Source organism: Litorilituus lipolyticus (genome assembly GCF_006439335.1).
Taxonomy (GTDB): domain Bacteria; phylum Pseudomonadota; class Gammaproteobacteria; order Enterobacterales; family Alteromonadaceae; genus Colwellia; species Colwellia lipolytica.
Genome location: NZ_SAWY01000021.1, coordinates 179,523 through 196,107, shown reverse-complemented (window position 1 = coordinate 196,107; position 16,585 = coordinate 179,523). Strand labels below are relative to the sequence as shown.

At 36.7% G+C, this 16,585-nt stretch carries 17 protein-coding genes and 1 rRNA gene; 12 read left to right on the top strand and 6 right to left on the bottom strand.

All coding sequences use genetic code 11. The features are described 5' to 3' along the window. The first annotated feature begins 180 nt into the window (after window positions 1-180). The 6 genes from rrf (at window position 181) to EPA86_RS11485 (ending at window position 7,105) form a co-directional block, all read left to right on the top strand. Window positions 181-295 (top strand): 5S ribosomal RNA (gene rrf / locus EPA86_RS11510). Window positions 296-526: 231 nt separating this feature from the next. Then, the gene (locus tag EPA86_RS11505; RefSeq protein WP_140603748.1) at window positions 527-1,726 is read left to right on the top strand and encodes a hypothetical protein; all 1,200 of its coding nucleotides are present in this window, start codon (window positions 527-529) and stop codon (window positions 1,724-1,726) included. A gap of 130 nt (window positions 1,727-1,856) precedes the next feature. Next, window positions 1,857-2,609, top strand: coding sequence for a TetR/AcrR family transcriptional regulator (locus EPA86_RS11500; protein WP_140603719.1), 753 nt, complete (start codon window positions 1,857-1,859; stop codon window positions 2,607-2,609). An 86-nt stretch (window positions 2,610-2,695) separates the two neighbouring features. Further along, window positions 2,696-5,035 (top strand): efflux RND transporter permease subunit, encoded by a 2,340-nt coding sequence (locus EPA86_RS11495; RefSeq protein ID WP_140603717.1) that lies wholly within the window; start codon window positions 2,696-2,698, stop codon window positions 5,033-5,035. Window positions 5,036-5,076: 41 nt separating this feature from the next. Further along, entirely contained in the window at window positions 5,077-5,877 is an 801-nt protein-coding gene (locus EPA86_RS11490) for an outer membrane lipoprotein-sorting protein (RefSeq protein WP_140603715.1), read from the top strand. 1 nt (window position 5,878) lies between these two features. Beyond that, entirely contained in the window at window positions 5,879-7,105 is a 1,227-nt protein-coding gene (locus EPA86_RS11485; protein WP_140603713.1) for a hypothetical protein, read from the top strand. Window positions 7,106-7,310: 205 nt separating this feature from the next. On the opposite strand, the gene EPA86_RS11480 is transcribed toward EPA86_RS11485, so the two are convergent. Both EPA86_RS11480 and EPA86_RS11475 read right to left on the bottom strand, forming a co-directional pair. Then, window positions 7,311-8,246, bottom strand: a complete 936-nt coding sequence (locus EPA86_RS11480) for a histone deacetylase family protein (protein WP_140603711.1) — start codon at window positions 8,244-8,246, stop codon at window positions 7,311-7,313. A 33-nt stretch (window positions 8,247-8,279) separates the two neighbouring features. Continuing rightward, window positions 8,280-10,136: a GNAT family N-acetyltransferase gene (locus EPA86_RS11475; protein WP_140603709.1), complete on the bottom strand. Its 1,857-nt coding sequence runs from the start codon at window positions 10,134-10,136 to the stop codon at window positions 8,280-8,282. Between the two features lie 213 nt (window positions 10,137-10,349). Here EPA86_RS11475 and EPA86_RS11470 point away from each other — a divergent pair, with 213 nt between their 5' ends. From EPA86_RS11470 to EPA86_RS11445, 6 genes are all read left to right on the top strand, one after another. Next, window positions 10,350-10,919: a sulfotransferase gene (locus EPA86_RS11470; RefSeq protein WP_170309641.1), complete on the top strand. Its 570-nt coding sequence runs from the start codon at window positions 10,350-10,352 to the stop codon at window positions 10,917-10,919. A 99-nt stretch (window positions 10,920-11,018) separates the two neighbouring features. After that, window positions 11,019-11,591 (top strand): tRNA-(ms[2]io[6]A)-hydroxylase, encoded by a 573-nt coding sequence (locus EPA86_RS11465; protein WP_140603705.1) that lies wholly within the window; start codon window positions 11,019-11,021, stop codon window positions 11,589-11,591. 13 nt (window positions 11,592-11,604) lie between these two features. Next, entirely contained in the window at window positions 11,605-12,168 is a 564-nt protein-coding gene (locus EPA86_RS11460) for a sugar O-acetyltransferase (RefSeq protein WP_140603746.1), read from the top strand. A 262-nt stretch (window positions 12,169-12,430) separates the two neighbouring features. Further along, on the top strand, window positions 12,431-13,072 hold the full coding sequence (locus tag EPA86_RS11455; RefSeq protein WP_140603703.1) for a LiaF domain-containing protein: 642 nt from the start codon (window positions 12,431-12,433) through the stop codon (window positions 13,070-13,072). An 89-nt stretch (window positions 13,073-13,161) separates the two neighbouring features. Next, window positions 13,162-13,572 (top strand): acyl-CoA thioesterase, encoded by a 411-nt coding sequence (locus EPA86_RS11450; protein WP_140603701.1) that lies wholly within the window; start codon window positions 13,162-13,164, stop codon window positions 13,570-13,572. 76 nt (window positions 13,573-13,648) lie between these two features. Next, a complete protein-coding gene (locus tag EPA86_RS11445) occupies window positions 13,649-13,993 on the top strand; it encodes a YajD family HNH nuclease (RefSeq protein ID WP_140603699.1) in 345 nt (114 codons plus the stop codon). Window positions 13,994-14,024: 31 nt separating this feature from the next. On the opposite strand, the gene EPA86_RS11440 is transcribed toward EPA86_RS11445, so the two are convergent. The 4 genes from EPA86_RS11440 to EPA86_RS11425 are packed head-to-tail and all read right to left on the bottom strand — an operon-like array spanning window position 14,025 to window position 16,560. Continuing rightward, window positions 14,025-14,216: a hypothetical protein gene (locus EPA86_RS11440; RefSeq protein WP_246058375.1), complete on the bottom strand. Its 192-nt coding sequence runs from the start codon at window positions 14,214-14,216 to the stop codon at window positions 14,025-14,027. 33 nt (window positions 14,217-14,249) lie between these two features. Next, window positions 14,250-14,486, bottom strand: coding sequence for a hypothetical protein (locus EPA86_RS11435; protein WP_140603695.1), 237 nt, complete (start codon window positions 14,484-14,486; stop codon window positions 14,250-14,252). Between the two features lie 11 nt (window positions 14,487-14,497). Beyond that, entirely contained in the window at window positions 14,498-15,766 is a 1,269-nt protein-coding gene (locus tag EPA86_RS11430; protein WP_140603693.1) for an MFS transporter, read from the bottom strand. A gap of 2 nt (window positions 15,767-15,768) precedes the next feature. Continuing rightward, the gene (locus tag EPA86_RS11425; RefSeq protein WP_140603691.1) at window positions 15,769-16,560 is read right to left on the bottom strand and encodes a ribonuclease H family protein; all 792 of its coding nucleotides are present in this window, start codon (window positions 16,558-16,560) and stop codon (window positions 15,769-15,771) included. Between the last annotated feature and the right edge of the window lie 25 nt (window positions 16,561-16,585).

Genomic DNA, 16,585 nt, shown 5'->3' with positions numbered 1-16,585 from the left:
ATTGCCCGTGAGGCTTAACCATACAACACCTAAGTGGTTTGTATGAAGACTGACAAACAGTAATGTCACGCACTTTGTGATTGAATAAGACAAGATTTATATTAGATTTCCGAGATTGGTCTAGTTTGTTCCTGACAAACTTAGACACTTCCTCCATCCGTGGAGGTCGTACGTTTTTTGCTTAGCGACAATAGCGACATAGAACCACCTGATCCCATTCCGAACTCAGAAGTGAAATGTGTTAGCGCCGATGGTAGTGTGGGAGTTCCCATGTGAGAGTAGGACATTGCTAAGCTTTTAATTTAGGTTTAGATAATAAACCGCGCGCCGATGGTAGTGTGACTTATGTTACGAGAAGCCCATGTGAGAGCGAAGCGGGACATTGCTAAGCTCCTAATTAAGAAAAGCCCGCAACATTGTTGCGGGCTTTTTGCTATTTAAAATTTAAGAAAGGGTGTGAGTGGCAAAGAATATATATTTATTTTGCCCTAATCAATTATCCTTTTGCGGAGTTCTAAATAGTTTAATGAGAAAGTTGTTATCTTCCCCTGTTAACATGGCACTTTCGGATGCCGAAAATGCTATCTATCAAAATGCTTTAAAATACATAGCTGAAATTAGTTTAAATCTGATGGCAGTTAAAGCAACTGAACATCCAGATGATTTTCTAGGGTGGAGTAATACATTACTTGATGTATGTAAAAACAGAATTAATTTTGATTTATTAGAGCCAGAACAATTCAAGCCGCTTAAAAAATTAGAAGATATTTTAATTAGTGCAGTCAGTATCAGTCAGCTGGAAATGACGAGAATTGCTCCATGGCCGATCTATGTCGATTTTATTCAACAACAAGCACAATTGCATGCACTAGAAGAGCGATTGAGCTTTTTAGATTATATATCTTCTATAAGAGATATTCCTTTAGCGCAAATGAGTGATACTCAGCGTTTAGCCTTCTCTGGCAAGCATACTGTGATGCATGAGCCTTCTGTGTTTACTTTTGATGTAGAGTGGTTTGCGGGAACGAAAGGTGCGAAGATTTTTCATTTGTTACTAGAACAACAGCCAGAAGCTTTTGATGCAGCTTTAAGTCATATTCCTTTAATTGGTGATGTGACTCCCGCTCAATATCAAGCATTTGTAAATTCATACAAAGCTATTTTCACCTCTTACACTGTTGAGAAACCTTCAGGTGAAAAAGCACCATTAGCTGCAGCAACACGTTTACTTGCGATGAAGCGTCCAGATCAATTCATTGCCATAACAAACAATAAAATTGAAGCACTTTGCCAAGGACTATCTATCGCTAAGCTGTCGTCGAATGACTTTGATAGTTATTGGCAAGATATGATTGGTACGATAAGAACGTGTGCATGGTGGCACCAAGCTGAACCCGATATTGGATCAGAGCAAACAATTGAACATAAAATTTGGCAAGCTCGTGTATTATTTGTCGATCTGTTTTTCTATGCTGACGAACATTTAGCACTAAACTCTAATTACATTCGTTTACGTGATAAGGCTAGCAGAAGTAATACTTCACCAAGTGCACGAATATCGCGCGCTAAAACAAAACAAACGGCTGAAATGATTGTTGATCGTGCGCTTGCTGATCAATCTTTACCCGAATATATCCAAGGAAAGCGAGAATCTATTATCACCGAAGTAAAAAATGGGAAGTCGGTAGAGCATGTTATTAGCTTGATGAGAGCTATTTTCGGTTAATGTAATCCAAATTGTGTCGTTTTGAAAAGTTTTGTACAGTTGGTTTACATTTTTGTTGATCTTTTTCACAAAATCATTATTATTGACGAATCGTCAGTGACGTTTCGTCACTTTAAGGTATGTAAAGACTATGACTCCAAGAATACTAGATGAAGCTGCTCTTCAAGCAAGAGAAGAACATATAATCGATGAGGCAATAAAACTTATTGCTCTGCTAGGTATTGAAAACCTAACTATGGATAAAGTAGTCGCTAAAGTTCCTTATTCTAAAGGGACGGTTTATAAACACTTTATCGGTAAAGAGGATTTACTACTAGCCATAAGTAATCGTGCAGTTAAGTTATTGTCGGGCTTATTTTTAAGAGCTTTTCAATTTGAAGGTTGTACACGAGAAAGAATGTTACTTTCAAATTTCTCATATTTACTATATGCGATTTTATATCCTGAACTTTTTCAAACAGAAATCTGTGCTAAAGCGCCTAATGTTATAGGTAAGTCGAGTGAAGCTCGAATTAAAGAGCAAGAGAAGTTAGAAATAAAGTTAATGGGAGCTATCTTTGGCATAGTTGAAGAAGCAATTGCTGATAAAAGTTTATTACTACCTGAATACATGGATATACAACAATTATGTTTTGCCAATTGGTCAATGGCTTACGGAACAATTGCTTTACTCTCAGGAGAGGTAGAACAATGTAGTGGCCGTACAAATCTGATTGTTGAACGGGAATTATTTAATCAATGTAATTTATTGTTCGATGGTTTGCAGTGGAAACCATTAACCAAAGAAAAAAAGCATTGTAGTGAGTTAAGAAAAACCATCGAACAGGTTTATCCTAACGAACTAATGTTAATAAAAGAGAAGGGAAGAGAACTTAACTTTTAGTTTTCTGCCATAATTTAATTTACGGTGTATTACGCCGTTTTTTTGAAATATAAAGTGACGATTCGTCAATAACGATGGAGTAAACCATGGGAGATAAACTTTATAGCTTTGTCGGTAAATATCCGATTTGGGTGATACTTGTCTGTATCACTGTGATGGTATTTTCTGGTGCAGGAGCACAAAAGTTAGTTTTTAAGAATGACTATAGAGTCTTTTTTGGGGAAGAAAATCCGCAGTTGACTGCTTTTGAGTCAATGCAAAAGATTTACAATAAAACGGATAATGTCGCTTTTATTGTTGTTCCTAAAGACGGTAATGTTTTCAGTGCAGAACATCTTGAAACTTTAAAGTCATTAACTAAGGCAAGTTGGCAAGTACCATTTTCTACTCGGGTAGACTCTATTACTAATTTTCAATATACCTTTGCTGAAGAAGACGACATGATCGTAGAAGATCTTGTAATGCGTACCGATCGTTTATCAGCAATGGATCTTGAGAGAATTAAACAAGTTGCCTTAAGTGAGCCATTATTAGTGAATAAGATTATTGCTAAAGGTGGTCATGTTTCTGTCGTCAATGTCACAGTGCAATTGCCGGGTATTGATCCATTAACTGAGACCCCGCAAGTAGCGGAAAGTGTCAGAGCCATTAAGGCAAAGTATTTAGCAGAGAATCCGGAAACTCAAGTGATGCTTTCTGGCATGATTATGATGAATACCTCATTTACCGAATCTGCACTGAGTGACAATGCTACTTTAATTCCATTAATGTTCCTTGTTGTTATTATCACTATTGGTCTACTACTTCGTACAATAACTGGCACTGTTGCAACCGTACTTATCATTATTATGAGTATTGTTACTACGATGGGACTTGCTGGTTGGTTAGGTTTTTACCTTACAGGACCTTCTGCATCGGCTCCAACAATGATCTTAACCTTGGCTGTTGCAGATTGTGTCCATATTTTAACTTCAATGTTCTACGAAATGCGTCAAGGTGCGGATAAAAGAACCGCCATTGCTAGAAGTATTAAAATTAACTTTCAGCCAATATTTCTGACGAGTATAACCACAGCTATTGGCTTTATGAGTATGAATTTTTCTGACTCTCCTCCTTTTAGAGATTTAGGTAATCTTGTGGCTATCGGTGTAATGTTAGCTTTTGTTTTTTCAGTGACTATTTTTCCAGCATTGTTGACTGTCTTACCGGTTAGAGTAAAGGCTAAACCTGAAAATAAAAAAGATAGTATGGCTAAGCTCGCTGACTTTGTCATTGGTAATCGCAAAGCTCTGTTAATTACAACGAGTGTGTTTATCTTATTATCGGCATCATTTATTCCTAAGAATGAACTTAATGATGACTTTGTTAAATACTTTGATAAGAGCGTACCTTATCGTGCTGCGACGGATTATATGCAAGAGCATTTATCAGGCATGATGGCGGTTGAGATCTCTGTAAAAACAGGCACAGCAAGTGGCATAAACGACCCGCAATACCTGAATGCGGTATCAGATTTTACCGATTGGTTGCGTGATAGACCTGAAACAGATCATGTTAATACCATTACAGATACGTTAAAGCGTTTAAATAAGAATATGCATGGTGATGATCCCGCTTGGTATAAATTACCTGACAGCCAAGAGCTTTCTGCACAATATTTATTGCTTTATGAAATGTCGTTACCTTACGGTTTAGATTTAAACAACCAATTAAACGTTGATAAATCTTCATCAAGGGTTGTAGCTACATTTAAAAATATGACAAGTAATCAGTTAATTAACATTGAAAGTGAAATGCGTAAATGGTTTAGCGAAAATGCACCACAATATGATGTTGATTTTGCAAGCCCTAGTTTGATGTTTGCTCATATTGGAAAACGTAATATTACCAGTATGTTGGTAGGAACTACCTTAGCATTAGTTTTGATTTCATTATTATTAGGCTTTGCTTTAAAGAATGTGAAGTTTGGTTTTATCAGCTTGTTACCCAATTTAATACCTGCAGCCATTGCATTTGGCTTATGGGGGCTTTACAGCGGTCAGGTTGGCTTAGGTTTGTCTGTTGTTATCGGTATGACGTTAGGTATTGTTGTTGACGATACTGTGCACTTTTTAAGTAAATATATCCATGCTAAACGTGAGAAAAAGGCTAGCACATATGAAGCGGTGCACTATGCTTTTGATAATGTAGGTAGAGCGCTTTGGATAACGACTTTTGTGTTAGTCGCAGGTTTTAGTGTATTAGCGCAATCGTCTTTTAGAATGAATGCTGAAATGGGGCTGTTAACTGCTGTAACCATCTTTGTAGCCTTAGTTGTTGATTTTCTTTTCTTACCGCCTCTGCTAATGGCAATAGAGAAAAATAAGAATAAAAAACAGCAAGCATTAAAAACAAATGCTTTAGAGTCTTCAACAAGCTCAAGTTAGTACGATATTTACCAGTAACTTTAAAAATATATGGACAAATTATGTTAAATAAAAAATTAGTTTTTGCGACTTTATCAAGTTTGATATTAGGCTTTACTTCACTTACTGCAAATGCAATGACAGCAGAGGAGCAAAAAGGCTTAGAAATCTCATTAGAGTCTAAGAAAAAAGACGAAGGTTGGGCAGATTCATCAGCCGACATGCTAATGATATTAAAAAATAAGCAGGGACAAGAAAGTATTCGCGAAATCAAAATGAAATCCCTTGAGATTATGAACGATGGTGATAAAAGTTTAACAATTTTTAATAAACCCAGAGATGTTAAAGGGACTGCATTTCTAAGTTTTTCTCACCCTGTAGAGGCTGATGAACAGTGGTTGTTTTTACCGGCTTTAAAGCGCGTAAAACGTATTTCTTCTCGTAATAAATCTGGTCCATTTATGGGGTCTGAATTTGCATTTGAAGATTTAAGTTCATTTGAAGTTGAGAAGTATACGTATAAGTACTTAGGTGATGAAGCGGCAAATGGTGAAATGAGTTTTAAAGTAGAGCAGTATCCAGTTGATGAAAATTCAGGATATACAAGACGTATAGTTTGGATTGATCAAAGTGAATATCGCGTTCAGAAAATCGAATTTTATGATCGTAAAAACACCTTACTTAAAACATTAACGTTTAGTGATTACAAGCAATACTTGGATAAGCATTGGCGTGCAGATGTGCAGCATATGGTAAATCATCAAAGTGGAAAAAGTACTGAATTAAAGTGGAGTAACTACCAATTTAAAACAGGTTTAAAAGACAGTGACTTTAATCGTAACTCATTAAAACGAGCAAGATAAAATGAAAAGTACATGGTTTACTTCAGTACTTGCTTCAAGTGTTTTAACCGCTAGTACGGTAACTGCAGCAGAGTTTGAGTTGTCAGGAAAGGTTTCTGTTGAGCATCGCCACTTCTTCAAAGATGCCCAGTTTGCTGGGCAGTTTGACGGTGGGCAATCATCAGTAGCATTAGAACCAGAACTCTATTGGAGCTGGAATGATGGCTTTGACAGCATTATTTTTACGCCATTTTATCGCGTTGATAGCCAAGATGATAATCGTCAACATGGCGATATTAGAGAGTTAGCTTATATTCATGCTGAAGACGACTGGGAGTTGCGAGTAGGTATTCGTAAAGAGTTTTGGGGAGTTACCGAGTTTCAACATTTAGTCGATGTGATAAATCAAACTGATAACGTAGAAGATTTTGATGGCGAAGATAAATTAGGCCAGCAAATGATTAACTTATCTTTGGTGCAGGATTGGGGAATCGTAGACTTCTTTATCTTACCTGGTTTTAGAGAGCGAACTTTTGCCAGTGAACAAGGTCGATTGCGTGGACCAATTGTGGTTGATAAAGACAATGTAACTTATGAATCATCAGCAAAACAACAGCATTTAGATGTAGCTTTGCGCTGGGCCCATAGTATTGGTGATTTTGATCTTGGTAGTTACTGGTTTCACGGTACAAACAGAGAGCCTATTTTAACGCCAAGTCATAACGGTGAAAGTTTAGTACTTCAACAATATTATAATCAAATGGATCAGCTTGGCCTTGATGTTCAAGCCACACTAGGTGATTGGTTGTGGAAGTTTGAAACTATTTATCGCAAAACTAGCACTGAAAGCTTTGTTGCGACTCAAGCAGGCTTTGAATATAGCTTTATTGGTATATTTGATAGCAATCTTGATTTAGGGTTGCTAACTGAATATGCATGGGATTCTCGCGGCGTAGTTGATTTTAATACTGTTGAGTTTGGTCATTCAGGTTCGGTATTTCAAAATGATTTATTTCTAGGTACTCGCTTGGCATTTAATGATATGCAAAGTACGGAAGTGTTAATGGGTTTGGGCACTGATCTTGACCATAGTGCCAATAGCTTTTTAATGGAGGCCAGCCGACGGTTTGGTGATAATTTCAAAGCAAGTTTAGATATTAGATTACTACAAAGTAGTGACTCTATAGATACTGCATTTATGCTTAGAGATGATGATCATGCTCAATTTAGTGTTGAGTGGTATTTTTAAGCTAAAGCATACGTAAAGCTAGATATTTAAAAGGGTTAATAACAATGTTATTAACCCTTTTTGGTTCTGATCTTTCTTTGATTTCGATTTATTTATTCTTGCTTGTTTTCACTTAGCCTTGTTAAGTAGAGATTACGCCCTAAATTCATCTTATGACTATATTTAGTTGATATTTTATTGAGTTGATATTCGCATTTATAACGAGTTAATTGCCAATTAAACCATTAATATGCGCAACCACGCTTCGTCCTAGGGCACTAAGTGAATAGCCACCTTCAAGTAATGAGACTATTCTGCCTTCTCCATATTCATTGGCAATGGCTTTTAACTCATCTGTTACCCAACGATAGTCGGCCTCAGTTAAACTTACTTGCGACATGTCATCTTCAATATGGGCATCAAAACCGGCAGAAATAAAAATAATATCGGGTTTAAATGTTCTCAAAGCGGGCAACCAGTGTTCTGAAATTGCTTTTCTAAAGTCTTCCCCTTTAGTTGTAGCTGCCAAAGGCGTATTAATAATAGGTGGTGTATCACTTTCATGCATTTCAAAGGGGTAAAATGGGTATTGGTAACTTGAACAAAATAAGTAACCTTCATTGTCTTTAAATTTGTTTCTGACAATATCTTCTGTACCATTACCGTGATGAACATCAAAATCAACAATAGCAACGCGTTTTAACTGATATTTTTCTTTAGCGTAAGCAGCAGCTACCGCTACATTATTGAAAAAACAAAAACCCATGCCTTTATCATGTTCAGCATGATGTCCTGGTGGCCTAGTAGCACAAAAAGCTGAGCTTAATGTGCCATCCATTACAAGATCTACAGCATCAATAGCTGCACCTGCAGATAATAATATAGCCGGTAATGTTTTAGGGTTCATCACTGTGTCTTCACCGACAACAAAGGTCCCTTCATCAGGGGCATTGTTAAAAACAAAATCGACGTACTCTTGAGTATGAGCAAGAGCAAATAATGACTTATCAATTGGTTTGGCATCAAACTGACGGACAACATAATCTAAGCCACTTCGGATCAGTTGATCTGAAATTGCAGTTAGGCGCTTGCCATTTTCAGGGTGGTGCTCACCCATATCATGTTCACCACAGCGATAGTGGCCTATTATTCCAACGGGCATAATTACTCTCTTATCATCTTGCTATTAATTTACTCATGCTGACTTTCCTTCAGCGCTTAATGGTAACTTTAAACTTACTTCATCAAAATCGTCGCTAGGTTGCCTGATAAATCCTGCTTTTTCAAATACTTTGAGCATTGAAGCATTATCTCTTCTTACGCAAGCGACTAAACTATCAAGCTTTCTAATTTTTGCGATGGAGATCATTTCGCCCAACAAAGTACTAGCCATGCCCATTCCACGTAAACTTTCTTTGATTACAAAGGCGACTTCACCTGAGTTAGTGCTCTCGATAAAGTAATAGCGTGCTACCGCTTGTATGGCTTCACCTAAATAGTCTTTTTTGGTAAAACAAAGAGCAAGATCGCTATGCTGATTAACACTCACAAGATTACACGATTTCTCCCTCGTCATTTGGGTGACATGATGGTTATATCTCATAATAAGTGTTTCTTTATTGTGAGAATAAAAGAATTCTTGCAGCTTCCTTTCATCAGCAGGAGCTAGCGGGCGCAGGGTGTAACCAATATCTTTAAAAGTAAACTTCTTCAACTCGACTGCACCTAATTCAGGCACCGAACTAGGCGAGCTCTCTTGGTATTCAGGTACCCAATAATGGTTGCGAACATCGGCTAATAATTTATCTCTGAATTTAGGGTGCGAAATCCTAATTAATTCTAATGCGCGCTCTCTGATACTTTTACCTTGCAAAGAAGCAATGCCAAACTCAGTGACTACATAGGCAACATGACCTCTTGATGTTACTACACCACCACCTTCGGTAATGTGAGGCACAATACGCGATATTTTGCCGTCTTTTGTCGTAGAAGGTAGGGCAATAATCGCTTTACCACCATGGCTCAATGAAGCGCCGCGTACAAAGTCAACCTGACCACCGATACCACTGTAAAATTGATAGCCAATAGAATCAGAGACGACTTGTCCCGTTAAGTCGACTTCTATTGCACTGTTGATTGACACCATATTGTCATTTTTAGCAATTTTAGCAGGTGAATTGATGTGCTCTGATGGGTAGAATTCAATATGCGGGTTTCCATCAACAAAGTCATATACTTTTTGGCTACCAATACAATAGGTAACAACCGCCTTACCTTTATGATAAGTCTTCTTGCGATTGTTTATTACACCTTTAAGCATTAGGTCGATAACACCATCAGAAATCATTTCACTGTGGATACCAAGATCTTTATGGTTAGCTAAATAGCGTAAAACAGCTTCTGGTATTTTACCGATACCTATTTGTAAGGTTGAACCATTTTCTACCAGCATAGATACGTATTGGCCAATTTGTTCTGTGCGCCTATCAACATCAGGTGGTATAAACTGTGGAAGTTCTTGTTCTACATTCATCCAAGCGGTAATTTGGTTTAAATGTACGAAGCTATGGCCATTTGTTCTTGGCATTTTCGGGTTAATTTGTGCGATGACATATTTTGCTGATTTGACAGCGGCAGAGACAATATCAACACTGACACCTAATGAGCAGTAGCCATACTCATCAGGAGGGCTGACCATGATTAAGGCGACATCAAGAGGGAGGCTGTTCTCATTAAACAATCGTGGCACATCAGAAATAAAACAAGGGGTATAATCGCCGCGCCCTTCGGCTATGGCTTCTCTAATGTTTTTACCGCCAATAAATAAGCTATTTACTTTAAATAAGTCTTTGTGTTCAGGTTTTGCCCAAACATTTTCTGATAGCGTTAGAATATGTACGGTTTCTATGTCATGAAACTTTCCACTATTTTCAATTAAGTTGTCAATCAACGCATTTGGAACGGCAGCGCCAGAGCCAATAAAAATTCTGTTGCCTGATTTTAAGTATTTTTCCCACTTAATTTTGTCATATTCTTGATAATCTACTGTCATATGAAGCCTTTACCTGTTGCTAATCATTATTAGCTTTAGTATGGCTTACCAATGTAAGCAGTTTTTGATTTGTGTCAATTAGACTAAGGTTTATAATCACTTTTTTATCGGTAACTTAAGTAGTGCATAACATTGTCTTATTCCACACCTTTTCAGGGCAAAATCTTTATTATTGGATTACCTCGAACCTCAACAACCAGTATTTGTTTAGCTATGTTAGAGCTTGGTTTTAAAACGGCGCATACTGCGTTTACTCAAGTGTCTTTTCAACAAGCTCAAGTCATAGCTGATACGCCTATTTTTTGTGATTATCAAGCGTTAGATAAGGCATTTCCTGGTAGTAAATTTATTTATCTTGAGCGGGAATCAAAATTATGGGTACCGTCGATAAAACAGTTATTACAAAGAATGTATACTAATTTGCAACGTGAAGATGGTGGCTTTAACCCGATTATGAAGCGTTGCTATAACGAGGTATTTTCCCCGCTAACATTGGAGAATATTTCAAATGATGATTTTTTGTTAGCATGCTATGAACAACATCATCAAGCAGTAAAACAATATTTTGCCACACGAGAGTCTGATCTGTTATCAATTAATATCAGTGACAGAACGAGTTTTCAAAAGTTACTTTCATTTATCTCAATAAACCCTGAGGATTCTATTAAAAACGATTTCTACAAAATTAACATTGCCGGTAAAGTACGAGCTTGGCAGGGCATTAAGCATCCTCTAAAAGTTGAGTCAACCAGTCAAGGCAAAGTAGATAAAGTTCTCTTTTAATTAAAATCATTAAAAGAATCAACTATTGAAAATAATTTGCTTTTTAAGCTGGCGCTTTATAGGTAAAATTCAATTCTTTTTCTCCTTATTTAAGTAATTATGTTTGATTTAAAATTTGATACGCCACAAGCATGGACAGATGCAGTGTTGGCTAACTTTGACTTCTTTTTACAAGATCACGCTGCAGCTGAGAAAAAAGCTTCAGGTATGGCAGTGTCTTTATTATCTCATTACCCTGACAGAACCAAGTTAGTGCGTGCTATGACTGATTTGGCCATTGAAGAATTAATTCATTTTAAGCAGGTATTAAAACTGTTATCTGCTCGTGGTGTAATGCTGGCTGACGATAAAAAGGACAGTTACATTAAGCAGGTAAGAGCACTGTTTAGAAATGGTCGTGATGTGTTTTTACTTGATCGATTATTGGTTGCTGCGGTAATTGAAGCAAGAGGATATGAGCGTTTTTATTTAGTTTCAAAAGCGTTACCTGAAGGCAAAGATAAAGATTTTTATCTGGCGATTGCTAAATCTGAAGAAAAACATAAAAACCTATTTGTTGAACTTGCTTATGAGTATTTTGATAAAAATGAAGTTGATGAAAGGTTAGAAGAAATTTTGATTGCAGAAGGTAAAATTTGCGCAGGCTTACCTTTTACCGGTGCTTTGCATTAATAGGTATATTGTGATAAGAGCCTTTGATAGTTTAACTCCATCACTAATAGCACAGCGTAAAACTGTGCACGAAGTCTGTCGGCTCTTTAGTAAAAGCCCAAGTAAAGGTAACTTAAAACGATTAAAGTCATTTTTAGGTCAATGTGGCGAACATGTTTATATTGAATCAGGCTTTCATTGTGATTATGCAGAAAACATTTACTTGGGCGATAGAGTCTACATTAATAGTCATTGCACTTTAATTGACAGCAACAAAATTAGCAATTCTCAACAAATTGAAAACCTAGCTGATGATGGTGCTATTACAATTGGTGATGATTGCTTAATAGGGCCGAATGTTCAGCTGTTAGCAGTAAGTCATGATATGAACCCGATGCAAAGACAGCAGTTTAAGCACAATTACGCTCAAGGTATCACACTAGAAAATAATGTTTGGTTAGGTGCAGGCGTCATTGTACTTGCTGGTGTCACAATTGGCGAAAATAGTGTTATTGGCGCAGGCAGTGTAGTAACTAAGTCTGTTGAAAAAAGCTGTTTTTATGCCGGAAATCCAGCAATAAAAGTACGCGACTTATAGTGACTTTCCCCTTACAGCCTATCTTATAAAGATAATATGTTGCCTGTGCTGTTTATCTTTTTCTCCCTATTCCTTTGACTCCATCTGTTGACTAAATGTATGGTGAAAAAAACTATTTATTTGTTTATTTCACAAAACCATAGATACTCAGAACACATAACCTATTGTTAATTAATGGTTTTGGTTTTTTGGTGTGTTGCTTGCTTAAGGGAATACATTGTATATAGTTAATTTATAAATATTTTTACAAAAGGAATTATCAATGTCAGTAACTCTTGAAGATAGACCGGTAGAAACCGTACGTAGTGAAGTAATCGACCAACTGATTATGAATTACAGTCATGGCGAATTATCTTATCAAGCCTTTGAAAGGCGCTTAGACCAAGCGATGGAATTTCAATGTAATAAAGCGTTAAAAGAGTTAACGCAAGATTTACCTCTAGCAGTGGATAAAGCTTTTGTTGAGAGTAAAAAGCAAGATATGGCACCTAATTTTAGGCAGGAGGAAACTGAAGAAGTTGATTATATGGTCAATGTATTTAGCGGTAGTACTCGCGGAGGTGCATTTAAACTGCCGAAAGAGTTAAGATATTTTAGTATTTTTAGTGGTACTGAAATTGATCTTACTCATGCCCAATTTTGCCAAGATGTTGTAAGAATTAAGATATTTAGCTTATTCAGTGGTGATAGTATCTATGTTCCTGAGAATGTGAATGTTATTTCAAAAGCATTTTGTATTTTTGGTAGCGTTGACAATGAAGTCGCAACTCAAGCTAACGCCAATGCACCAACTATTATTATTGAAGGACTTTCAATATTTAGTGGAGTAGATATTGAAATCAAACGTAGTATGAAAGAAAAGTTTGTTGAATTTGCTGATAGTTTGAAAAAAATGTTCTCTTAATTGAGATTATTACTTGTTGAGTATTAGCTCTAATTTTGTAGTGTTGCTATAATAAACCTTATTGTTATTTTATTTTTTTAAGGTTTATTATGCGCTTTCTTTCTAGACGACTTGTTATGCCAAACGATTTGAATTATGCCAATTCTCTATTTGGGGGCAGAGCGTTAGAATGGATTGATGAAGAAGCTGCAATTTATGCAATATGTCAGCTAGAGACAAATTGCTTGGTGACCAAGCATATTGGTGAAATAAGCTTTGAATCTGCTGCATTACAAGGTGATGTCGTTGAGTTTGGCCTTGAAACCAAGAAAGTTGGTAAAACATCAATAACAATAACCTGCCTAGTGCGTAATAAAGCCACGAAAAAAACTATTTGTTTAGCTGATGATATTGTTTTTGTGCAAGTAGATCCTAATACCCGTTTACCTATACCTCACGGAAAAACCATGGAGCTATTAACTAAGCAAACGGAAAATGAGATAAGTACATTGCATGATTAATTCTTCACTAGTGTGTATTGCTTAACAAACGGCTTCGCAATACACTAAGCTGAATTTTTCTAACATCGAGTAATATATGTCTTCAGATCGCTTTGGTACAAGTGCTCATTATAAGCAGCAAGAGAAAGGCTATCGAGATCGCGCGCTTAAATTGTTCCCATGGGTTTGCGGGCGATGTGCACGAGAGTTTGAATATTCGAATATTAAAGAGCTTACGGTCCATCATATCGATCATGATCACACGAATAACCCAAATGATGGTAGCAACTGGGAGTTACTTTGTATTTATTGCCATGACAATGAGCATGCAAAGTATACTGAGCATGCGCAATATCAAACAGAAATTAAAGCTGGCGAAACCAATCAAGATACAGCAACCTATAATCCTTTTGCTGATCTAAAATCAATGTTGAAAAAGTAGTCGCTATAGTTAGCTGTTTATAAGCATTACTTTATTCTTTTTCGGGTGATAAATACTCTTGATAATCTTTAATGCCAAAATAGCGAATTGATTTTTTCAATTTAACTTTTTTAGCTATGAGTAATTCACCACAATAAATTTTAACAACTTGTTTGTCTCCATTAGAGTCTGTTTCATAACTATGAAATGGGCTTAATCTGAGGTTGTCAAACTCAGTTTTCATGATAAGTTTCATCTAACGATATTGCCCAACATACTATAAATTATTTATGTCTTTTTGAACTTGGTAGCCTTCATCGGTCACAATTTTTTCGAGTGTTTGCACTCGTTTGGTTAATTGCTCAACTTGATGTTTTAGTTCGTTATTTTGTTCATCATTTTCTTGGTTGTACTTTAATGTTTTGCTTTTGAACTCTAAATGTTTTTTATACATTTCATAAAGCACACCGAAAATCACTGATACTATTACAATAACCATTACGCCATTGCTCATAATTTACTCCTTTAATTGTGAGGTGATTTATTTATCAATTTTTCTGACTTATTTAAACAATAATAGCCAGCGACGAAATATAGAATAATAATAAAGGGTAAGCTAGATAATACAACCCATTGCCAGCCTGCATTAAATAAAACCCAACCAGCCATAAGAGAGGCGAGGGCTTGAAAACCAAAAAGAATGAAATCATTGGTTGCTTGTACTTTATGTCTCTCACTGGATTGATAACTTTGTGGTAGTAAAGATGTACCGGTTAAAAATAAGAAATTCCAACCAACACCAAGTAGCATGAGTGCCCACCAGTAATGCATGACATGTTGCCCTGACAGGGCAACAATAGCCACAACACTATAAATCATCGTGCCTAGCAATAAGATGCCTTTTAGAGCAAACTTCTTAATTAGCCAAGGTGCAAATAACGACGGAATATACATCGCGGCAATATGGCTTTGAATAACCCACTTCGTATCATGTAAGCTGTGTCCTTGCATATGGTGCATACTTAGAGGAGTTGCCGTCATTAAATAACTCATTAATGCATAGCCAATAGTCGCTGAACATATAGAAATGATAAAAATAGGCTGGCTGATGATGGTATTTAAAGGCCTAGCTTCGCCAATGGTTTCTTCATGATTGATTGTTGGGTTTTTGAAGAAAATTATCAGTAACATGGCAGAAAAAATAAGTAAGGCAAGCAATATGAAAGAGCCAACATACCCATGAGGAGATGTTATCCATTCTTTAGCTACTACAGCCGTTTCAGGCCCTAAGAATGCTGCGAACACACCACTTAACATCAAAATTGATAATACTTTAGGGATATCTGCACTATTAGTACTACTTTCTATCGCGGCAAAGCGAAGTTGATGGGTAAAAGCACCACCAATGCCAAATAGTAAACTTGCCAAGGCAAATAAAGCAAAATTAAGTTGATAAGCCGCATAAGCTGCTAAAAATGCTGCTGTTAATGAACAACTTAGGCCTGACAAAATGGCAAACTTCCTACCTTTTTTCTTCGCCAACATTGCTGCTGGGATTGATGCAGAGGCTACCCCTAGGATCATAAGAGTAATAGGTAAGGTTGCCATAGAAGGATCACTTGCCATCTGACTTGATAAAATCCCACCAATGAAGACAATAATTGGCGCTGAACAACCAACAAGGGGTTGAGCAATAAAAAGCAAGCTTATATTACGTGGTAAACTGAATATTTTTGTTAACAGTAATGATGTTGCAAGCAGCAGTGCTAAAGTAATTAAAATATAAATTAACACGGTTAACCTGATTCCATCGCAAGAATTTTTTTAATGTTAAGTTCCCCTGTATAAGGCGTGAGTTTAACTTGTTTTTCCTTTCTAGCAAGTACAGCCATACGATCTGAAAGCTCATTACCTTCTATATCAGCGTGACCTTTTACATGGACAATTCTAATGGTGCTTTTTAGCTTTTGATACAAGGCGTAGCATGTCTTTATTACCTCAAGGTTTTTTATTTCTTCGCCTTTTGGGCGAGTCCAACCTTTTGCTTCCCAGCCTTTCGCCCATTTAGTGATGCAATCAATAGAATACTTTGAGTCTGATAAAATTGTGATTTTCTTAGGTGTTGAAGCATTATTTAGCATATGTTGTGTTAATTTGAACGCATATAACAAGCCATTTAATTCAGCGGTGTTATTGGTTCCCATCTCTTGATACAGGCCATAATAGAGCGCTGTTAACTGTAATTTATTATCAGCTAGCTCATATACCGCCAACCCTGTTCCTGATTTTCCAGGGTTAGGTGAACAAGCACCATCGCAATATATTTCAATATCAGCAGCAACGCTTTCTTGGGGAGTTTTAGTACTTGTTTTACTTGTAGAGGCTTTCTTTGCTCCGCCATTTTTTAAAGAGCGTTGCATTAATGCTTTAGTGTAAGTGGAGGCAAAAGCGGCTTCTGCGGCTTGCTTTGATTCAAACCCCATAAATTGGGCATCGGAGCGCCCAGCCGTATGTTGTTGTACTTCAGGCCAACTGGTAAATATACCTGTTTTGGCACCTTTCCAAACGACGTAAAATTTTTTACTCATGAAAACTGATAATTACTCTAAAGAA

Bases quoted from the DNA above. Each gene is read 5' to 3' on its own strand.
- EPA86_RS11505 (WP_140603748.1), top strand. From the start codon at position 527: ATGAGAAAGTTGTTATCTTCCCCTGTTAACATGGCACTTTCGGATGCC.
- EPA86_RS11500 (WP_140603719.1), top strand. From the start codon at position 1,857: ATGACTCCAAGAATACTAGATGAAGCTGCTCTTCAAGCAAGAGAAGAA.
- EPA86_RS11495 (WP_140603717.1), top strand. From the start codon at position 2,696: ATGGGAGATAAACTTTATAGCTTTGTCGGTAAATATCCGATTTGGGTG.
- EPA86_RS11490 (WP_140603715.1), top strand. From the start codon at position 5,077: ATGTTAAATAAAAAATTAGTTTTTGCGACTTTATCAAGTTTGATATTA.
- EPA86_RS11485 (WP_140603713.1), top strand. From the start codon at position 5,879: ATGAAAAGTACATGGTTTACTTCAGTACTTGCTTCAAGTGTTTTAACC.
- EPA86_RS11480 (WP_140603711.1), bottom strand. From the start codon at position 8,246: ATGCCCGTTGGAATAATAGGCCACTATCGCTGTGGTGAACATGATATG.
- EPA86_RS11475 (WP_140603709.1), bottom strand. From the start codon at position 10,136: ATGACAGTAGATTATCAAGAATATGACAAAATTAAGTGGGAAAAATAC.
- EPA86_RS11470 (WP_170309641.1), top strand. From the start codon at position 10,350: ATGTTAGAGCTTGGTTTTAAAACGGCGCATACTGCGTTTACTCAAGTG.
- EPA86_RS11465 (WP_140603705.1), top strand. From the start codon at position 11,019: ATGTTTGATTTAAAATTTGATACGCCACAAGCATGGACAGATGCAGTG.
- EPA86_RS11455 (WP_140603703.1), top strand. From the start codon at position 12,431: ATGTCAGTAACTCTTGAAGATAGACCGGTAGAAACCGTACGTAGTGAA.
- EPA86_RS11450 (WP_140603701.1), top strand. From the start codon at position 13,162: ATGCGCTTTCTTTCTAGACGACTTGTTATGCCAAACGATTTGAATTAT.
- EPA86_RS11445 (WP_140603699.1), top strand. From the start codon at position 13,649: ATGTCTTCAGATCGCTTTGGTACAAGTGCTCATTATAAGCAGCAAGAG.
- EPA86_RS11440 (WP_246058375.1), bottom strand. From the start codon at position 14,216: ATGAAAACTGAGTTTGACAACCTCAGATTAAGCCCATTTCATAGTTAT.
- EPA86_RS11435 (WP_140603695.1), bottom strand. From the start codon at position 14,486: ATGAGCAATGGCGTAATGGTTATTGTAATAGTATCAGTGATTTTCGGT.
- EPA86_RS11425 (WP_140603691.1), bottom strand. From the start codon at position 16,560: ATGAGTAAAAAATTTTACGTCGTTTGGAAAGGTGCCAAAACAGGTATA.